This window comes from Acetobacter vaccinii (assembly GCF_008365315.1).
Lineage (GTDB): Bacteria > Pseudomonadota > Alphaproteobacteria > Acetobacterales > Acetobacteraceae > Acetobacter > Acetobacter vaccinii.
Genome location: NZ_CP043506.1, coordinates 2146483 through 2163865, shown reverse-complemented (window position 1 = coordinate 2163865; position 17383 = coordinate 2146483). Strand labels below are relative to the sequence as shown.

At 57.2% G+C, this 17383-nt stretch carries 13 protein-coding genes; 5 read left to right on the top strand and 8 right to left on the bottom strand.

Annotated features, from left to right (window positions below; genetic code table 11):
* The first annotated feature begins 2 nt into the window (after positions 1 to 2).
* From fdrA to FLP30_RS09720, 5 genes are all read left to right on the top strand, one after another.
* Positions 3 to 1544, top strand: coding sequence for an acyl-CoA synthetase FdrA (gene fdrA, locus FLP30_RS09735; RefSeq protein ID WP_149279658.1), 1542 nt, complete (start codon positions 3 to 5; stop codon positions 1542 to 1544).
* Complete coding sequence (locus tag FLP30_RS14110; protein ID WP_168200084.1) at positions 1537 to 1713, top strand: hypothetical protein; 177 nt, start codon at positions 1537 to 1539, stop codon at positions 1711 to 1713. The genes fdrA and FLP30_RS14110 overlap by 8 nt, the downstream gene beginning before the upstream one ends.
* Positions 1714 to 1727: 14 nt before the next feature.
* Positions 1728 to 2990 (top strand): YlbE family protein, encoded by a 1263-nt coding sequence (locus FLP30_RS09730; RefSeq protein WP_149279657.1) that lies wholly within the window; start codon positions 1728 to 1730, stop codon positions 2988 to 2990.
* Between the two features lies 1 nt (position 2991).
* Entirely contained in the window at positions 2992 to 4248 is a 1257-nt protein-coding gene (locus FLP30_RS09725) for a YlbE family protein (RefSeq protein ID WP_149279656.1), read from the top strand.
* A gap of 550 nt (positions 4249 to 4798) precedes the next feature.
* On the top strand, positions 4799 to 5965 hold the full coding sequence (locus tag FLP30_RS09720) for an ion channel (protein WP_149279655.1): 1167 nt from the start codon (positions 4799 to 4801) through the stop codon (positions 5963 to 5965).
* Positions 5966 to 6055: 90 nt separating this feature from the next.
* Here the strand turns inward: FLP30_RS09720 and FLP30_RS09715 are convergent, their stop codons facing one another.
* From FLP30_RS09715 to FLP30_RS09680, 8 genes are read right to left on the bottom strand one after another with little or no spacing between them, the layout of a single operon-like run.
* Positions 6056 to 7546: a gamma-glutamyltransferase gene (locus tag FLP30_RS09715; protein ID WP_149279654.1), complete on the bottom strand. Its 1491-nt coding sequence runs from the start codon at positions 7544 to 7546 to the stop codon at positions 6056 to 6058.
* A 4-nt stretch (positions 7547 to 7550) separates the two neighbouring features.
* Positions 7551 to 8291 (bottom strand): SDR family NAD(P)-dependent oxidoreductase, encoded by a 741-nt coding sequence (locus FLP30_RS09710; RefSeq protein WP_149279653.1) that lies wholly within the window; start codon positions 8289 to 8291, stop codon positions 7551 to 7553.
* An 11-nt stretch (positions 8292 to 8302) separates the two neighbouring features.
* Complete coding sequence (locus FLP30_RS09705; protein ID WP_149279652.1) at positions 8303 to 9505, bottom strand: cytochrome P450; 1203 nt, start codon at positions 9503 to 9505, stop codon at positions 8303 to 8305.
* Positions 9489 to 11237 (bottom strand): hydantoinase B/oxoprolinase family protein, encoded by a 1749-nt coding sequence (locus tag FLP30_RS09700; RefSeq protein WP_246856489.1) that lies wholly within the window; start codon positions 11235 to 11237, stop codon positions 9489 to 9491. The genes FLP30_RS09705 and FLP30_RS09700 overlap by 17 nt, the downstream gene beginning before the upstream one ends.
* The gene (locus FLP30_RS09695; RefSeq protein WP_149279651.1) at positions 11221 to 13329 is read right to left on the bottom strand and encodes a hydantoinase/oxoprolinase family protein; all 2109 of its coding nucleotides are present in this window, start codon (positions 13327 to 13329) and stop codon (positions 11221 to 11223) included. Before FLP30_RS09695 ends, FLP30_RS09700 begins: the two co-directional genes overlap by 17 nt.
* Positions 13329 to 14516 carry a mandelate racemase/muconate lactonizing enzyme family protein gene (locus FLP30_RS09690; RefSeq protein WP_246856488.1) on the bottom strand — a complete coding sequence of 396 codons (1188 nt, stop codon included), beginning with the start codon at positions 14514 to 14516 and terminating at the stop codon, positions 13329 to 13331. The genes FLP30_RS09695 and FLP30_RS09690 overlap by 1 nt, the downstream gene beginning before the upstream one ends.
* Before the next feature lie 59 nt (positions 14517 to 14575).
* Positions 14576 to 15769 carry an MFS transporter gene (locus FLP30_RS09685; protein ID WP_149279650.1) on the bottom strand — a complete coding sequence of 398 codons (1194 nt, stop codon included), beginning with the start codon at positions 15767 to 15769 and terminating at the stop codon, positions 14576 to 14578.
* Positions 15770 to 15771: 2 nt separating this feature from the next.
* A complete protein-coding gene (locus FLP30_RS09680; protein WP_149279649.1) occupies positions 15772 to 17361 on the bottom strand; it encodes a carboxylesterase/lipase family protein in 1590 nt (529 codons plus the stop codon).
* Positions 17362 to 17383 lie beyond the last annotated feature (22 nt).

The window sequence follows — 17383 nt, the reverse complement described above, 5'->3', positions numbered from 1 at the left end:
CCATGGCATCCAGACTTATCATCCGGCAACGGGAATATCATGACTCTGTCAGGCTCATGCGTGTTTCCGAAGCGCTCCGCCATGAAGAGGGTGTGACAGAAGCCATTGCCATGATGGCAACTGCCAACAACCGCAAAATCCTTGCCACGTCGGGCCTGTTAACGCCCGAGGCCAGCACGGCAAATCCTGATGACCTCATCATCGCCATCGTTGCTGAGACCGATGCCCAAGCCGAGCACGCGCTGGGCACCGCCGAGCAGCTTCTGGCGCAAAAACCCCAGAGTGCCCAGGGTGCTCTCCAGCCCCGCTCGCTCGATGCGGCTGTCGCCATGCAGCCACAGGCTAATCTAGCCTGTATTTCGGTGCCCGGAGCCTATGCTTTTCGGGAAGCAAAAAGAGCGCTGGAACTCGGGCTGAATGTTTTTCTGTTCAGCGACAATGTCAGCCTTGAGCACGAACGCAGCCTGAAGGAGCTGGCCGCAGCCAAAAACCGCCTGCTCATGGGGCCGGACTGCGGGACGGCCATTATCAATGGTGTCGGCATTGGTTTTGCCAATGCCGTTGCGCGTGGCCGGGTGGGTATTGTTGCGGCGTCAGGCACCGGCACGCAGGAAATTTCATCCCTGCTGGACTGGCTGGGGCTTGGTGTCAGCCAGGCTATTGGTACCGGCGGACGTGACCTCAAGCAGGACATTGGTGGCCTGTGCATGCTGCAGGGGCTGGATCTGCTGGCACAGGATGACGGGACCGATGTTATTGTTGTCACCTCCAAACCCCCCAGCCCGGAGGTCGCGGACAAGGTTCTGGCAGCCTGTGCTGCCATTGCAAAACCCGTCATTGTCAACTTTATCGGCCAGGACAGCACTGACGAACACGGGGCGCTGAAGCGCACACGCACATTGGCAGAAACCGCGCAGGCCGCCGCACAGGCTCTGGGTGTCAGCGTGCCGCTACCCGCCCTGAGCACGGTTGAGCAGGAAGACTTCCTCCAGACCAGCCTCAGCAAGCGTACCCCGCAGCAGCGTTACCTGCGCGGTCTCTATGCCGGGGGTACCTTGTGTTACGAGGCCCTGTTCCTGCTGCATGACGTGGTTGGGGATGTTTACTCCAACCTGCACCACAACGCCTACGCCCTGCCCGACCCGTTTAGCAGCAGGGAACACACCGTCATCGACCTGGGAGACGACGCCTACACAGAAAGCCGCGCCCACCCGATGATCGACCCGCTACTCCGCAACCAGCGCATTCTTAAAGAGGCGCAGGACCCGCAGGTCGCCCTGCTGCTGATCGACCTTGTGCTGGGATATGGCGCGCATGAAAATCCTGCCGCCCTGCTGGCAGAAACCGTCACACAGGCCCGCGCCATTGCAGCCGCGCAGGGCAGGCACCTGCCTGTCATTGTTACAATATGCGGCACCCGTGCCGACCCCCAGAACTACGCCCTGCAAGCTGCAACCCTGCGTGCGGCGGACATTCTGGTTGCCCGCAACAATGCCGAGGCCGTGACACTGGCCGGCCGTTACCTGAGGATGCTCCATGACTGACACTGGCAACCCCCTGCTGGCAGGCCAGCCCCCCTGCGTGGTGAATATCGGCATAGACCTTTTTGCCCAAACACTCAGGCAACAGTCCGTGCCCGTTGTGCAAGTGCTGTGGAAGCCCCCTCCGCCGCAGGATGACGACCTGCTGAACCTGCTTGACGCCCTGATCTGACCGGAGAACAACCCATGTCCACTCTCAAAGACCGTATAGAGGCCGCCAATACCCGCACGGTTGATATTATCCGCCAGGGCAAGCCACAACTGATTGATGTCGCCCCGGCTCTTGATGTGCTGCCGGGCATGCTGCCCAACCTTATCCTGCACTCCGCCCCGGCCATCGCCTGGGACGATATGTGCGGCCCACACAAGCACGGCATTATTGGCGCTGCCCTGTGGGAAGGTCTGGCCAGCACTCCGGAAGACGCTGAACGGAAACTCCGCTCTGGCGAAATCCTGACCGCACCCTGCCACCACCATATGGCTGTGGGGGCCGGGGCTGGCATTACATCAGCCTCCACCCCCATGCTGGTGGTTGAAAACGCCGCATTTGGCAATCGGGCCTATAGCTGCATTTCCGAAGGTGGCGGGCTGCGCCTGTTAAAATGGGGAGCCTATGACGAGACAGTCTTTAAAAACCTGACATGGCAGGCAAAGGTGTTTGCCCCGGTGCTGAAACAGGCGCTACGGGCATCTGGACCTATTGATATCCGCAACATCATCTCGCGCGCGGTGGAAATGGGGGATGAGTGCCATAACCGCTCCATTGCCGCGACGGCGCAGTTCCTCAAAGAGCTCTATGGGCACCTGATGGCGGTGGATATGCCCGCGCAGGATGTTCGCGACTCCATAAAGTTCCTTGTTGAATCAGAGCATTTCTTCCTGCACGCCATTATGGCCGCTGCCAAGTCCATGCTGGTGCCTGCGGAAGGGATTGAATATAGCACCATCGTCACCGCCATGGCACGTAATGGGGTGGACTTTGGCATCAAGGTCAGCGGTCTGGGAGATCAGTGGTTTATTGCCAAAGCCAACCCTGTCCGGGGGTTGTTTTTCCGGGCGGAGTGGAATGATTCCAACGCTGCACCCGACCTGGGCGACAGCGCCATTACGGAAACCATTGGTCTGGGTGGCTTTATTCAACCCGCTGCCCCTACCGTAACCCAGTATGTGCAGGCCACCATGCAGCAGGCCATTGCCAATACGCAGGACATGCTGTCCATCTGCCACGCCACCAACCCCGATGTGCGTATCCCGGCCATGGACTTTGCCCCCGGCCCGCTTGGGATCGATATTCGCAAAGTTGTGCAAACCGGCATTACCCCCCTGCTGGACACCGCCATTACCCATAAGGAAGGCGGGTTGATCGGTGCGGGGGAAGTCCATGCCCCGCTGGCCTGTTTTGAAAAAGCCCTGCGCGCCTTTGCCCAAACCCTGGAAGGACAGGCATGACATGACACTGCCGCAGAAAATTGCCGCCGCCAACGCGCAAGCCCTGTCTCGGCTGGTAGCAGCCCGCCCGGTCTGGGTGGACGTGCAGCCAGCCATTGATGTCCTGCCCGGCATGACCCGCGCCACGGTCTTACATGCTGGCCCGCCCATTGCCTGGCAGGATATGTGCGGTCCCCAGAAAATGGGGGTGGTGCAGGCCGTGTTGCACGAAGGTCTGGCCGAAACGGAAGACGAGGCCCAGCGCATGATCCTGCAAGGGCAGGTTGTGGTGGCCCCCTGCCATGACTATGGAGCCGTTGGTGGCATGGCGGGCATTACCAGTGCCTCCAGCCCCATGGCCGTGGTGCACGACCCCGTGCATGACCGGTATGGATATTCACAGCTCTTTCAGGGCCCGGCCTCTGGCCTGCTTAACAGGGATGAATACAATCAGGAAGCCCGTAAACGCTGGCGCTGGCTGGAAACCGTACTCGGCCCCGTGCTGGGGACGGCCATCCGCAGCATAGCCCCCATTCCCGTCAAGCCCATGATCGCCCGGGCGCTGGAAATGGGGGATGAATGTCATAACCGCAACAGTGCAGGTAGTGGGGTTATCCTCAACGCACTCGCCCTTGCCCTTTATGACACCTGCACAGATCGCGCCCTGTTGCAGGAAACGCTGGACTACCTGAAGGTGAACGAACAGTTTTCCCTCTGCCTGTCCATGGCTGCGGGCAAGGCCATGGCCGATGCCATCAAGGGGATTGAATACAGTACGGTTGTCTCGGCCATGTGCCGCAACGGCGTTGATTTTGGCATCAAGGTCAGTGGCCTTGGTGAGCAATGGTTTACCGCCCCTGCCAACCGGATTGAAGGGCTGTACTTCTCCTCCGAATGGAGTGATGCTGATGCCGTGCCAGATATTGGTGACAGCAGCATTATGGAAACCATTGGCCTTGGAGGGCATGCTCAGGCTGCGGCCCCTGTCTTGCAGCAGTTTGTCAACGGCTCCTTTGCCCGGGCTGTCTCAACAGTACACAACATGCAGTTGATTACTGTCGGGCAGATGATGGAATTCAAGATCCCGACAATGGATTTTATTGGTGCCCCCGCTGGCATTGATATCCGCAAAGTTGTGCAACACGGTCTGACACCCGTCATTGATACAGCCATTGCCCACTGCAAAGGCGGTGTTATTGGCGCAGGCCAGACACAGGCCCCAACGGGCTGCTTTGTTGCGGCCCTGCGGGCATTCGGGCAGGCTTATCAGCAAGGCTGATACTGACTACCTTTCGACCTCACAATCACCTCAGAGGTGGCAAACACGGGCTTTCCATCTTTGATGGAGGCCCAAAAGGAGTAGACTGGTCACGTTTGTGTGCCAGTCTATAGTGCCTTTTACGCAGCTTTGACCCCCGCAAAGCATTTCGCACCCATCAATCGACGATCACGAATATAAGGGTGCCAGCAAGGCTCCCCGGAACCAGACTGGGCACGAAGTCTGAATGCGGTGTCACGTGCCGAACCTGCACCCGATGGCTCTGATTATACCCAACTGCCGCATGGGTGAGACCCGCATATCAAGTCACCAAACCTGATCATGCAGCCCCACTCGCACGTCAAATATGCGGGAGATGAGTGTACACGGGGAGGGCATGAAAAACTCTCAGCTCCCTTGCTCAACGTTTTCTGATAAAATGATCCTCATGTGACATTCAACCCATAACGCTCCAATAGAGTTATAAAGATCATTCACTCTAAATACGCATGCAAACTCTGGGATATATTTTTATGAAAAAAAGTACGCCTTTGATGAGTGACCAAATACAATGAGAAAATTACCTTCTGAAAACAAAATTGCTGTTTATGGCATTGCTCTCATGATGGCTCACAATGGGTTTATAATTATCAACCCATTTATGAAGAAACTAATATTTGATCTTCCTCAAAAAATATACAATTTTCAGTCATGGCAGGAAGTTATCATTTTTCTTGGTGTGTTGGAAATACCAAGTTTTATGATTGGTTTTCTGATTTTATTAATGTCTTGCGTTATTCTCATGCGAACGCGCATATCATGGATATTTTCAATAATACTACTATCATCCATGATTTTTTTGAATATTTTTATTTCTAATCATGCCTATATCAATTCTTTTTACCAATTCATCACACTCTCATCTCTTATTTTTTACTGGAAAGTTTTTTCAAAAAGCAACATTGGAAGCACAAGTATACTCGCCACAGCAAGTATTATTTCACTTATTTTTTACGGAATACTTGGGTCTCTTTATCTTGGAGACCAGTTCACACCCAAAATAGAAAGTTTGCCAGATGCTTTCTATTTCGTTATTGTTTGTATGTCTACTGTGGGATTTGGCGATATTGTTCCCCATACATCTTTTGCTCGCATATTCACCATTACAGTCATCATTTTCGGAATCACTATTTTTGCAGCGTCAGTCGCATCAATAGCTGGCTCACTGATCAGAAACAACATTAGTCGCATTCTACATGGAGGGTTTGCACACGTGACACGCAATAATCACTATATCATTATTGGGTCATCCTCTTTAACGCAAAATGTGTGCCAGGTATTATTTACCAATGGGACCATTATCACTGTTATATGCCCTCCTGGCTCCAAAAATCTCTTCCCGGAAAACATGGATGTTATTGAAGGTGACCCTTCTTCAGCAGTTACCTTAAAGGCAGCCGGTGCAGATAAAGCAAAATACGTTGTGACACTCATGGAAAGTGATGCAGACAATGCGTTTAATATTCTTGCAGCCAAAGAAATTGCAGATGAAAGCACAAAAATAATATCTCTTGCCAATAAAAGTCAAAACATCACCAAAATAAAAGGCACTCACCCGGATGGTATTTTGTCACTTGAACAATTGTGCTGTGAAATTATTGTAAGAACCTTAAATGGCGATTCTATCAATAATGATGTTCTTGAATCATTTTTCAGCAAAACATCTTCCAATAATTAAAATCCAGAGGCTTCAAAAAAGCCTCTGTTGTAGAATGCAAAACTGTAACCCATTGGTGGATTGTCCATCCCAAAAGTGGCAATACGGTTCTTACACGACACCCGCCCATGTCGTCCGCCGCCAGTCGGCAACAGCAAAGGGGGCACCATTAGCGCCGATCCCTGTACAGACCACAGCCCCAAAGCAGGTCGCGCCCGGAGCCATGGGCACCACATCATGCCCCAGTGCCGCCAGACCTGCGTGGGAGGGATGTCCCTCCTCTATCAACAGGCTACCGCCCTGACTGCGCCACCGTGGGGCGGCTATGGCTGCTGCAATGTCCTCGCCATGGCACAGCATCCGCATAACCAGTTGCAGCAGGGTCTGCACCTGCCCATCCGCCCCTGGTGTTGCCAGTGCCAATGTGCCTTGGGGGGAACACAGCAGAGCCGGGGCCAGAGTATGCACCGGCCGCCTGCCCGGTGCCCAGGCATTGGCCCCCTGCGTAAAACCACCGGCTCTATTGTTCAGGGTTATACCCAGCTCGGGTACCAGCAGGCAGGACCCGAAATCATCAAAAACACTGACAAGGGAAGACACAACCAGCCCGTGCCTGTCTGCCACCGACACACCTGCCGTATGCAGGTAGGCGCGCGGCCCACCCCGACGGCTCGCACTATTAGGGTTTGCCGCCAGTTCAACATCCAGCAGGGCCGCACCCTCCGCAGCCCGGTCGCGGTAGGCAAAAGCGGCCTCTGTCAATTCCACGGCAAGATGGTCCGCCTGCACCACACTGTGTGGGGACAGGCCACTGAAATTACGCAGCGCCATCCCCAGCAGCACACCCTGTGTCGGAGGGGGCTGCACCATCATGGTCATATCACCCAGTGCGACAGCCAGAGCAGGCCCCACATCGGTCATATGGGCGGCCAGATCAGCCTCGTCCAACGCCCCACCGTGGGCAGCTACGGCACGGGCTATATGGGCAGCCACTTCTCCCTCATAAAAACACAACGGTCCATGCTCGGCGAACAGGCGCAGTAACGCCGCCAGCTCCTTCTGGACAAACCGCTCCCCTGCCGTCAGCCCCAGCAAGGTCCATGATGCAGCACCATTGGCACGCAGGCGGCTGGACTGAGCCTGCACTGTCTGCACCATCGCTGCCGAGACCTCGATCCCACCTTCGGCCAGTGCAATGGCGCGCGACAGAATAACGGCAAACGGCAACGTGCCCCAGCGGGCATGCATGCTCGCCCAAGCCCCTGCCAGGCCAGGGACAGTGATGCTGTTCGCACCATCATCCGCACACACTGTTCCCTTAGCCGGAGCAGCCCCTGCGCCACTAATGGCGCTTGTGCCTGTACTATCACGCACCAACGCAAACAGGTCACCACCAATGCCGCAGGCATCAGGCATGACCACGCATAGCACAGCCTGAGCCGCGATTGCGGCATCCACCGCGCTGCCGCCGCGCAGCAGCATGTCCTGCCCTGCGGCCACGGCAAGCGGGTGGGCTGCACACACAGCCCCATCCACCCCCGGCAGCACCGGCCTTACGGCTGAGGAATATCCGTCCGCACTCTGCCAATGAGAATACTGCATGCCATCACACCGCCGTATAACCACCATCAACCACAAGCGACGTGCCTGCGATATAGCGCCCTGCATCCGATGTCAGCAGCAGGACCAGAGCCGCCACCTCATCTGGCGTGCCATGACGACGCAGGGGAATTTCGGCATCAATCAAAGCCCGCCGTTCGGCCGGGTCCTGCTGATAGGACCAGAACGGGTCGTTGAAAGGTGTTTCAATCCACCCCGGCAGCACACAGTTGATCCGCACCCCCGCTGGGCCGAGTTCGGCAGTCAGGCTGCGTGCAAGCCCCGGCAGAGCGGCCTTGGTGGCCTGATAGGCCGACATGCCCGCATGACCTTTGATGGCACCTGTGGACGATGTAAACACAATGCTTGGGTTAGCAGATGCCTTGAGATAGGGGGCGGCTGCCTGAGCAAAGAAAAACGGCATCTTAAGGTTAAGGGCCACCGTGCGGTCCCACATCTCGTTCGTCCAGTCCGCCAGGGCTGAGGACAGCATGAGAGCCGCCGTGACCAGCAGCGTATCCACACCCCCAAAGCGGGAGACTGCCAGATCCACGGCCTCCTGCGGCACTGCGGGGTCGGCCAGATCGCGCTGAAGGAACACGCAAGCTCCCTTGCCCTCACTGTCCGCCACGCTCTGGGCCTCCGGCCTGTGGTCGATCAGCACGACATTATCACCCCGTGCCCGAAACAAGCCGACGCACGCCCGGCCTATGCCTGTTGTGCCCCCTGCGACAATAACTGTTGCCATGGTTCTTTTTCCTAATTCTTGCCTGTCAGGGCCAACGGTAGAGTAACCAGCCCCCGCAAACCGGGGTGCAGCCGCAGCGTGGACGGGCCGGTCACGTCCAGCCTGTCCACCTGGGTCGCCAGCGCACGGAAGAAGACCTCCCCTTCCAGCCGCGCCATCATCTGGGCCACGCAGCCATGCACCCCTGCGCCATAACCGACCTGCTGGGTAATGCGGCGGCGGATGTCAAAGCGTTCCGGCTCGTCCCACACCAACGGGTCGCGCCCTGCGGAGCCTATGAGTACAAGCACCTTTTCATGCTTGCCCAGCATCTGGCCCTCAAACTCGAACGCATCCGTCGTGGTGCGGAACAGACTTTGTGAGGAACTGTCATACCGCGTGGCCTCCTCAAAAGCCGCGCGGGCAAGGGAGGGATCATCACGCAGGTGTGCCCATTGCTCCGGGTGCTCCGCCAAGGCACGCAGGCACAGGCCGATGGAATCAATCGTTGTATCCACCCCTGCCGACAGGAAGGAACGCACCAGCAGCTTGGCTTCGTCATGCGTAATTTCACCACCGTCAGCGGCTGCATAAATAGCGGCCCCCAGCCCGTCCTCTGTCAGGGCCGAGCGTTCACAATGGGCGTCGATCCACGCACTGACCTCGTCCGCCCGGGACAGGAGCTGGTCATACCAGGGTGTGCGCGGGCCAAACGCACCAAAAACCATACCGCCGTAAACCAGCATCATATCCCGGTCGAGTGGTGGCATGCCCACAGCATCGGGGAACACTTTCATGGGGAATGGCTGCACCAGATCAGCCACGCCATCCACCTGCCCCTGGGCAATGGCTGCCGATACTAGCGCCTCGGCAACATGCGTGAACTCGTTACGCATTTTCTGCAAAGCACCGGGCGTAAACAGGCGCATCAGCACCTTGCGCGTGCGGTCATGCTCAGGGGGGTCAACCTCAAGGATAATGCTGGGTTTGCGCCAGTTGGGTTCCTTGAAATAATTGGTCAGACCACCACCACCTGCATTGCTAAAACGCTTCCAGTCCGTCAGTACCGCTTTGACCTGAGCATGATGCTGGACAACCCATATCCCGTATTTTTCAAGCCAGACAATCGGCCCCAAAGCACGCAACTGGGCATAATGGCTGTACGGGTCCGCCCGAAAGCTTTCTGAAAACGGGTCGATGTCCGAAACAACGCGGCGGTCAGTGGCTATCTGCATCGGTTTTCTCCGTAACTGTGGCCCTACGGGCCTGAGTGGCTGCAACATCCACCGCCCGATCCGGCGTCAGAATAACGCCATAGGCTTCCTGCGCGTGCGCGACTGTAATTCTGCCATCCAGCACATCTTCCAGCACACGTTCCGGCTCACGCTCATAAGGGTTGCCGTAGCCCCCACCGCCCGCCATGACATGACGGTACACATCACCGGTGTTGAGCATGATCGGGTCAAGCGGCATGGCGGGCAAAGTCTGGGTCTGCCCCTCTATCAGCAGAATGTTGGAGGCAGGAGCCCCTGCCCTACCCCCAGCCAGACCATGCGGGGGAAAGCGCACCTTGTCGGAACGCACACCAAAATACACGCCGTCCTGCAAAATGCGGTAATCGCGGACAATGCCAAACCCGCCACGGTTGCGGCCCGGCCCCGCCGTATCGGGGGCAATGCCATAACGCTCAACCCGGATAGGATAGTCAGCCTCAATCACCTCCACCGGCACATTGGCCTGATTGGATGCCATATGGGGCACCCCTTCCTGCCCGTCATGCCTACTGGTTGCACCCCAGACACCCATCACACATTCTGAGAACACAAAGGTCTTGCCCTGCTGCCGCCCGCTGAAGCTGGGGAGTGTGGAACCCCCTGCCCCATCCGCTGCCACATTATCCGGCAGGCAGGCCGCCAAGGCCCCAAATACACAATCCACAATCCGGTAGCCGGTTATACCACGCCCACCACAGGCTGCCGGGTAGGTGCAGTTCAACACAGTGCCTTCTGGTGCCACGACATGAATGGGGCGCGTATAGCCATGACAGTTGGGAACATCCCCCCCCATGACCGAACGCAGAGCCGCATACACATTGGATTTGCAAAAGGACAACGGGGCATTAATCCCCCCAGCCACCTGAGCGGATGTGCCAGTCCAGTCTGCTGTCACTTCATCGCCCGCCACCTCAAGCCGGAGGCGGAAGACAATTGGCGCACCGGTATCGCCCAGCCCATCAATATGGTCTTCAAACATATAAACACCATCAGCAATGTTGCTGATCGCAGTGCGGGAGAGTTTTTCCGCATAGTCATGCAGGGCGGTCGTATAGCTGGCCAGACGTGCAGCCCCATAGCGGTGCAGCATATCATGCAAGCCCCTGTCACCTGCCTGTACGGCAGCGCACTGGGCCGTAATATCCCCCAGCACCAGGTCTGGCGTGCGTACATTGGCCGCTATGATAGCCTGAATGGCGGTATCCACCACGCCCCGACGCAACAGTTTGAGGAATGGCAGACGCAACCCTTCCTGATGAATACTGGTGGAGCTGAGCGAATTACTGCCCGGCACCAGCCCCCCTACATCAACATGATGGGCAATGGTCGCAGCCCAGCCGCACAGAACCGACGCGTGAAAAATCGGCTTGATGACATAAATATCCGGCAGATGCTGACCAGAGGCAATGTACGGGTCATTGCCAATAAAAACATCACCGTCATCAATGTCGCCCACATACTGCCCGATCAGGTGCTGCATGGCATCATAAAAACTGCCAAGGTGCATGGGCGTTGTCAGGCCCTGGGCAATATTCTGGCCGTACGGGTCACACAGGGCCGTGGAAAAATCCATAGCATCACGAACAATCGGGGAATGGGCTGTCCGCATAAGGATAATTGCCATTTCATCAGCGACGGCCTCAAACCCGTTCTTGATGATTTCCAGCAGCGCCAGATCATACTCGGCCATCATGCGGCTCCTCTGTCCCAAGCTGAATCACGATATTGTTGTGGGTGTCCCGCCACGCCTGACAGTCAGGCGGAACAACGGTCGTGCCTTCATATTCCTCCACAATCAGCGGTCCTTGGCGGGGGGTGTCCGTCAACATCATGCGGGTTATGACCGGTGTTTCCAAAAGCCCCGATGCCGCACCAAAATAGGCGTTGCGGGTTGTTTCCTCCCCACCCTCTCCCAAGCCTGCAACCCGGCTTACCCTAGGTGCGCGCGCAGGCGGCAAGGATGCCACAACACGGATAGTCACCAGTTCTATCAGGCCATTGTCGTTAAGGTAGCCATAGCTCCGTTTATGTTCAGCCTCAAAACCCTGCACCAGTTGCTGCATGGTTTGTGCCACAACGGCCCCCGGTGGCACGGCAACGCCCAGTTCCGACCCCTGCCCTTTGTAACGCAGTTGTACAAAGCGGGATAAGACTGGAGACTGATCACACGCCATATCAGACAGAACAGATGCTTCAAGATCACAAAAGGCTGTTTCCAGCACACTGGCCTGATCATCGCTCAGCAGCAAAGGTAAGGACACCGACCGGCCCATCTCGTAGTCAGCCACCAGCAACCCGACAGCGCTGAACACACCCGCCCCCGGCGGCACAATCACACGGCCTATCGTCAGTTCACGCGCAAGGGCCGCGGCATGCATGCCGCCATTGCCGCCAAACGCCAGCAAGGTAAAGTCCCGCGGGTTGCGCCCTCGGTAGGTGGAAACCGCCTTGACTGCGCGCATCATGGTGGCATTAGCAACCCGGTGGATGCCATACGCAGCCTCCAGCAGGTCTATCCCGGCGGGTTCACACACAGCCTGCCGGATGGCCTCTTTCGCCAGATCTGCGTTGACAGGCACTGTGCCTGCCGCCAGAGCAACCGGGTTCAGATAGCCCAACGCCACATTGGCATCAGTCACAGTAGCCTGCTTGCCGCCTTTGTCGTAGCAGGCAGGCCCAGGTACGGCCCCCATGCTTTCCGGCCCGATCTTGAGCACTCCCCCGGCATCAATACGGACAACACTCCCGCCACCCGCGCCGACTTCCGACACGTCAATAATCGGCAGGCGCAGGGCGTATCCCCCTCCTTTGGCCAGCGCGCTGGACATGGAAATACCGCCCCCAACTTCGTAGTCATCCGTGGCGGTTACGCGCCCGTCCTGAATCAGCGAGGCTTTGGCGGTCGTGCCCCCCATATCGAAGGTTATGATATCCCCATACCCTGCGGCCATGCCAAGGCGTGCAGCGCCAACGACACCAGCGGCTGGGCCACTTTCCACCACGGTTGCTGGGCGTTCCTGCACCTGTGCGACATCCAGCAGACCACCGCTGGACTGCATCATCAACACATTGCCGTCAAAACCCGCAGCTTCCAGCCTTTGCACCAGTTTTTCCAGATAGGTGCGCACAACCGGGCCGACATAGGCATTCACCACTGTTGTGCTGGTACGCTCGTATTCCCGCATTTCAGGCAGCACATCGCAACTGGCGCAGATAAAACAGTCCTCTGGCAGTTCCTCCCGCAAAATCTGAGCCACTCTGCGTTCATGCTCTGGATTGACGTAGCTATGCAGGAAGCAGATGGCCACAGCCTCTACCCCCGCCTGCGCCAAGGCGCGGCCTACCGCCCTTGCACCTGCCTCGTCCAATGGCTGAACCACTGCACCGCGCGCATCCAGCCGCTCGCTGACCTCATGCCGGTGACGACGAGGCACCAGAGGCTGTGGTTTTTCGTACAAAGGCTCATACAGGCGGGGCACACGGATACGCCGCAGTTCCAGCACATCACGAAAGCCCTCGGTCGTAACAAGACCTGTCTTGGCTCCCTTGGATTCCAAAATGGCATTGGTCGCAATGGTTGAGGCATGCAAAAGCTGCCCAAAGCTGCCTGCTGCCATGCCCAACTGGTCTGCAATCTGCCTGATCCCGACAAGAATACCCTCGGCATAATCATGCGGAGTGGAGGGCACTTTGGCCGTAATCAGCATCCCTTCCGAGGACAGACAGGCCACGTCGGTAAATGTGCCGCCAATATCAGCAGCGATACGATAATCTATTGTCTGCATCACTTGTCACACCGGAAAGCCTGGAGCTTGTCTTCATCAATGCTGATACCAAGGCCCGGTGCATCAAGTGGCAGAATGGCACCGTCCTGAACCTGCATAGGTTCTGTCAGAATATCATCATCATAATAATGCCCGGCGACACGATAAGGGTGCCTACCTGCCGGGGCGCTGATTGTAATGACCGCAGGCAGTGACACCGCTGGCCGTGCCAGTGCAAAATGCACATTGGCCGCAGTGCCAATGGCTGATTCAATAGAGCCATTCACATCACACCGCACCATAGCGGCGTCAGCCAGATCCGCCACTTTGCAAGCACCGGAAAAACCACCAGCCTTGGCCAGATAGATGGAAATGCAGTCTGCTGCCCGAGCATGCAGCACATCCACCGCATCGTGAATATCCCAGCAGCTTTCATCCGCCACAATCGGCACTGCGCTGGCGGCTGTCACATCCGCCATATACCGCACACCTTCGGACGGCTGCTCAACCAGGCTGACACCAGCATCAACAAGACGGCGCACAATGGCTATGGCGTTCTTGGCATGGCCATAGCCTTGGTTGGCATCCAGCCGCAGGGCTATGCCTTCCCCAAACTGCGTGCGAAGGGCTGCAACAAGGCGGATATCACGCTCGGCATCCACCCCACCCTTGATTTGCAGGGCACGCACGCCGTCTTCCACAGCAAGGGTGGCCTCATCCAGCGCCTCTTTTTCCGGCATGAGGCCAACCATATGGGCAACCGGCACGCTGGCGCGCACAGCACCACCCAGCAACTTGTATACAGGCAGACCAACACTTTTACCCCAGGCATCATACAGGGCAATGCTAAGCGCACATTTGGCGTAAACATTCCCCACCGCGACCCGGTCCATAATGCTGGCGGCCTGTGTCACCGCCGTGACATCTGTCCCGATCAGGGCCGGAGCAAAAACGGTGCGGATCATGGTTATGACCGTGCCTATGGTTTCCCCCGCGTGGCGGCCGAAGTCTCCCCCCCAGTCCGGCAGGGGAGTAGCCTCACCATAGCCAACAACACCCCCTTCGGTTTCAACCCGGACAACAACAAAATTGCCAAGCTGACCAAGCATGCCCGCCCAACGGAAGTCACGCCGGGTTGGAAGGGAAAAGGGATAGGCCTCAATAGAAATAATCTTCACCACATCGTCTCCACGCATGCGACGGAGCATTGCTACGTCTGTCGCCTCATATTTTTCAAGAAAAGCAGTATTTCCCTGCTTTTTTAACGTTATACCTGCGGGTTAGTCCGGCCTGACGGCACTGCCAGTGCTGCACAGCACAGTACGACACAAGACAAGCCCCAGTATTGGCTCCAGCCTGCAAGTGCAAAATACACAGGGGGTGTTGCCAGACAGACAATCGAAGTCACCTGCCCGATCAGGCCCGAGACACTGCCGATATCTTCCTTCCTGTTCACAAGGAACGGTAACTGTGCCGTTGCAGCGCCCGCCATACCGCCGAATGCCAGCAACCATACAATCAGCCCCACCAGAGCCAGACCAAAGCTCCCTTTGGGGAAAAACAGGACCAGCAACGCCGTAGCCCCAAGGCAGATCAGAATTCTATACATCACCCGGAAATGAAACTTCTTTGTCAGGACATAACCTGTCAAAACACCACCCAGCATCATGGCAAAGATTTTTGCCCCGGCAATCCCGCTGTTGGAAAGCCCAAGCCCCATCCCATACACACGGTTGAGGTAGGAGGGCGTAACAACACTGACGCCATACGCAACCGCATTGGGTAACGCCAGCGCCGCCGCCAGCCTGATGACTGAGGAATCCCGAAACAAAAGGCCCAGGCCCACGTTCTCTGAACGCAGTTCCACCGACGCGCCTTTGCGTGGCAGAAAAAGGGACAAGGCCGTCAACGCGACAGCAACAGCCGCATGGCTGTAAAACGCATGCCGCCAGGCAGACCCACTGGCAAACGGCACCGACAGCAGCAGACCAAATGCATACCCCACAGGCCCATAGGTAGACCAGAAGGAAAGAGCGCGTGTTCTGATATCCCCACTCAGCCACGACACCAAAGCACTGGGGCAGGCAACAACCAGACACCCAAACCCGGCCCCGGCCAGCAGCATACCCAGATAAAGCTCGACCCGCCCGTTGGAGACAGCCAGCATGACATCGCCAGCCCCCATCAACAGACCTGCCAGCATCATGCCCAACAGGATGCCAATACGGTCAATCAACCGCCCTATTGGCAGGCAGGCCAATGCCGAAGGCACCGAAAAAAGCGACAGTGCCAACCCGGCCTGCGCTTTGGAAATGGCCAGGTCCTGCGCAATCCGGGGCAGAAATGACACAAAGATGCCAATAACACCCATGGATGCCACAACTGCAACATAGCAGAACACCAGCAGGAAGAAGGAGCCTCGGCTGTCAAACAGCGGGGTGTCAAAAACGGGTTCTTTCATGGTCAGCCCTGCTCCACCACTCGGTTGCCCATAGCGCGCCCCAGCAGCACCAGACGATCGTGAAAAGCGATATTGTCCAGCGTGGGAGCACCCTCGGCAAAACGCAAAACCTTGCCTGAACCTGTCTGGTACTGCGGCCAGTATGGCAACCCTGGTCCGTTAGGATTGCCCACACGTGCAAAATTGAGCCAGTAGCCAGACATTGTCTGCATCAAACTTTCCTGCTCCGCCCTGCGCTCTGGCACGTCAAAACGACAGGTCCGCAAAGCAAAGTCGATTTCCGCCCCATGGTAAGCACCCAGCCCCTCACCTTTGACAAAACTATCGGGACGTGTGGACGCATGAGCGTAATCAAACCGATACGCATAACTGCGCGACACCCGGGCCATAGCCATAAACAGGGCAACGCTGTTCCAGTTGAAAACAACATCTCCAAATGCTTCCTGCCCCATAGCGGCGAGGTCATCCGGGTTCTGCTGTTGCAGAATACGCAAAATATCCGGAGCAAGCGGGCCGTAGTTTTCCTGCAAGGCCGTGTGCAGTCCGCCCATGGTGCCATTACCCAGAGGGGGGAAGAGCCGCCCCTCGTCATGATTATGGCCCGCAATTACCGGCACATTAGCACAGCGGCCTGTAGCCATCAGGTCATACGGATGTTCCGGGATCAACCATCCGTCGATATTGGGATAAAAAAGCCAGTTGAAGCCATAGGTTGTCACAAGATGCATAGCATCCATACGACGCATGTCAGCAATGGAGGTTGCCCCCATGCGCCGTGCAAAGGCTAGACCAGCCTCCTGCATGTCTGCCTGCCGCCCGAGCAGAATACTAGAGGACGGTCGCCCCATAGGCGCACCACTTTGGGCAATACCCTTGTGAAACAGGCCACGGGACTGCGGCATGACAAGGTGGAAACCAACGCTGAACGCCCCGGCAGACTGGCCAAAAATCGTTACATTATCGGGGTTACCCCCAAATGCTGCAATATTGTCACGCACCCATTGCAAGGCCGCAATCTGGTCCATCAGACCATAATTGCCGGATACCCCTGCCGGAGATTCCCGCGACAGTTCCGGGTGCACGTAACTGCCCAGAATACCCACACGGTAATTGATGGACACAAACACCACGCCCTGGGCTGCCAGATGCGCTCCATCGTAACGCGGGTTGGCACTACTACCCATGACAAACGCGCCACCAAAAATCCAGACCATGACTGGCTTTGGCTTACCGTCATCTGGCGGTGCCCAGATGTTCAGGGTCAGGCAATCCTCGCTCATCCTGTCCGGGCTGTAATCCAGATTGACACCGGGCATGGATGGCGCACAGGGGCTTGCCCCAAAATGGGTGGCATCCCGCACACCCGCCCATGATGCAGGCGGCTGCGGGGGCCGCCACCGCAACGCACCAACAGGAGGGGCCGCAAAAGGAATACCCAGCCAGGCTGTCACTCCAGGTTCGGCGGTGGTCTTGCCCCTGATAAGACCTGCTGTTGTCTGGCGCACAGCCTCCTTACCCGCACCCACCCCGATCAGAGCAGCCCCAGCCACCCCTGCAAGGAAAACACGACGCCCGCACTGGCTATAAGACATTTGACGGCCCCCTCACTTCTAT

What these genes read in the sequence shown, in the direction of transcription:
- FLP30_RS09685 (WP_149279650.1), bottom strand. Translation starts at nt 15,769, where the DNA reads ATGAAAGAACCCGTTTTTGACACCCCGCTGTTTGACAGCCGAGGCTCC.
- fdrA (WP_149279658.1), top strand. Translation starts at nt 3, where the DNA reads ATGGCATCCAGACTTATCATCCGGCAACGGGAATATCATGACTCTGTC.
- FLP30_RS09730 (WP_149279657.1), top strand. Translation starts at nt 1,728, where the DNA reads ATGTCCACTCTCAAAGACCGTATAGAGGCCGCCAATACCCGCACGGTT.
- FLP30_RS09725 (WP_149279656.1), top strand. Translation starts at nt 2,992, where the DNA reads ATGACACTGCCGCAGAAAATTGCCGCCGCCAACGCGCAAGCCCTGTCT.
- FLP30_RS09700 (WP_246856489.1), bottom strand. Translation starts at nt 11,237, where the DNA reads ATGATGGCCGAGTATGATCTGGCGCTGCTGGAAATCATCAAGAACGGG.
- FLP30_RS09710 (WP_149279653.1), bottom strand. Translation starts at nt 8,291, where the DNA reads ATGGCAACAGTTATTGTCGCAGGGGGCACAACAGGCATAGGCCGGGCG.
- FLP30_RS09705 (WP_149279652.1), bottom strand. Translation starts at nt 9,505, where the DNA reads ATGCAGATAGCCACTGACCGCCGCGTTGTTTCGGACATCGACCCGTTT.
- FLP30_RS09715 (WP_149279654.1), bottom strand. Translation starts at nt 7,546, where the DNA reads ATGCAGTATTCTCATTGGCAGAGTGCGGACGGATATTCCTCAGCCGTA.
- FLP30_RS09690 (WP_246856488.1), bottom strand. Translation starts at nt 14,516, where the DNA reads ATGCTCCGTCGCATGCGTGGAGACGATGTGGTGAAGATTATTTCTATT.
- FLP30_RS09695 (WP_149279651.1), bottom strand. Translation starts at nt 13,329, where the DNA reads ATGCAGACAATAGATTATCGTATCGCTGCTGATATTGGCGGCACATTT.
- FLP30_RS09680 (WP_149279649.1), bottom strand. Translation starts at nt 17,361, where the DNA reads ATGTCTTATAGCCAGTGCGGGCGTCGTGTTTTCCTTGCAGGGGTGGCT.
- FLP30_RS09720 (WP_149279655.1), top strand. Translation starts at nt 4,799, where the DNA reads ATGAGAAAATTACCTTCTGAAAACAAAATTGCTGTTTATGGCATTGCT.
- FLP30_RS14110 (WP_168200084.1), top strand. Translation starts at nt 1,537, where the DNA reads ATGACTGACACTGGCAACCCCCTGCTGGCAGGCCAGCCCCCCTGCGTG.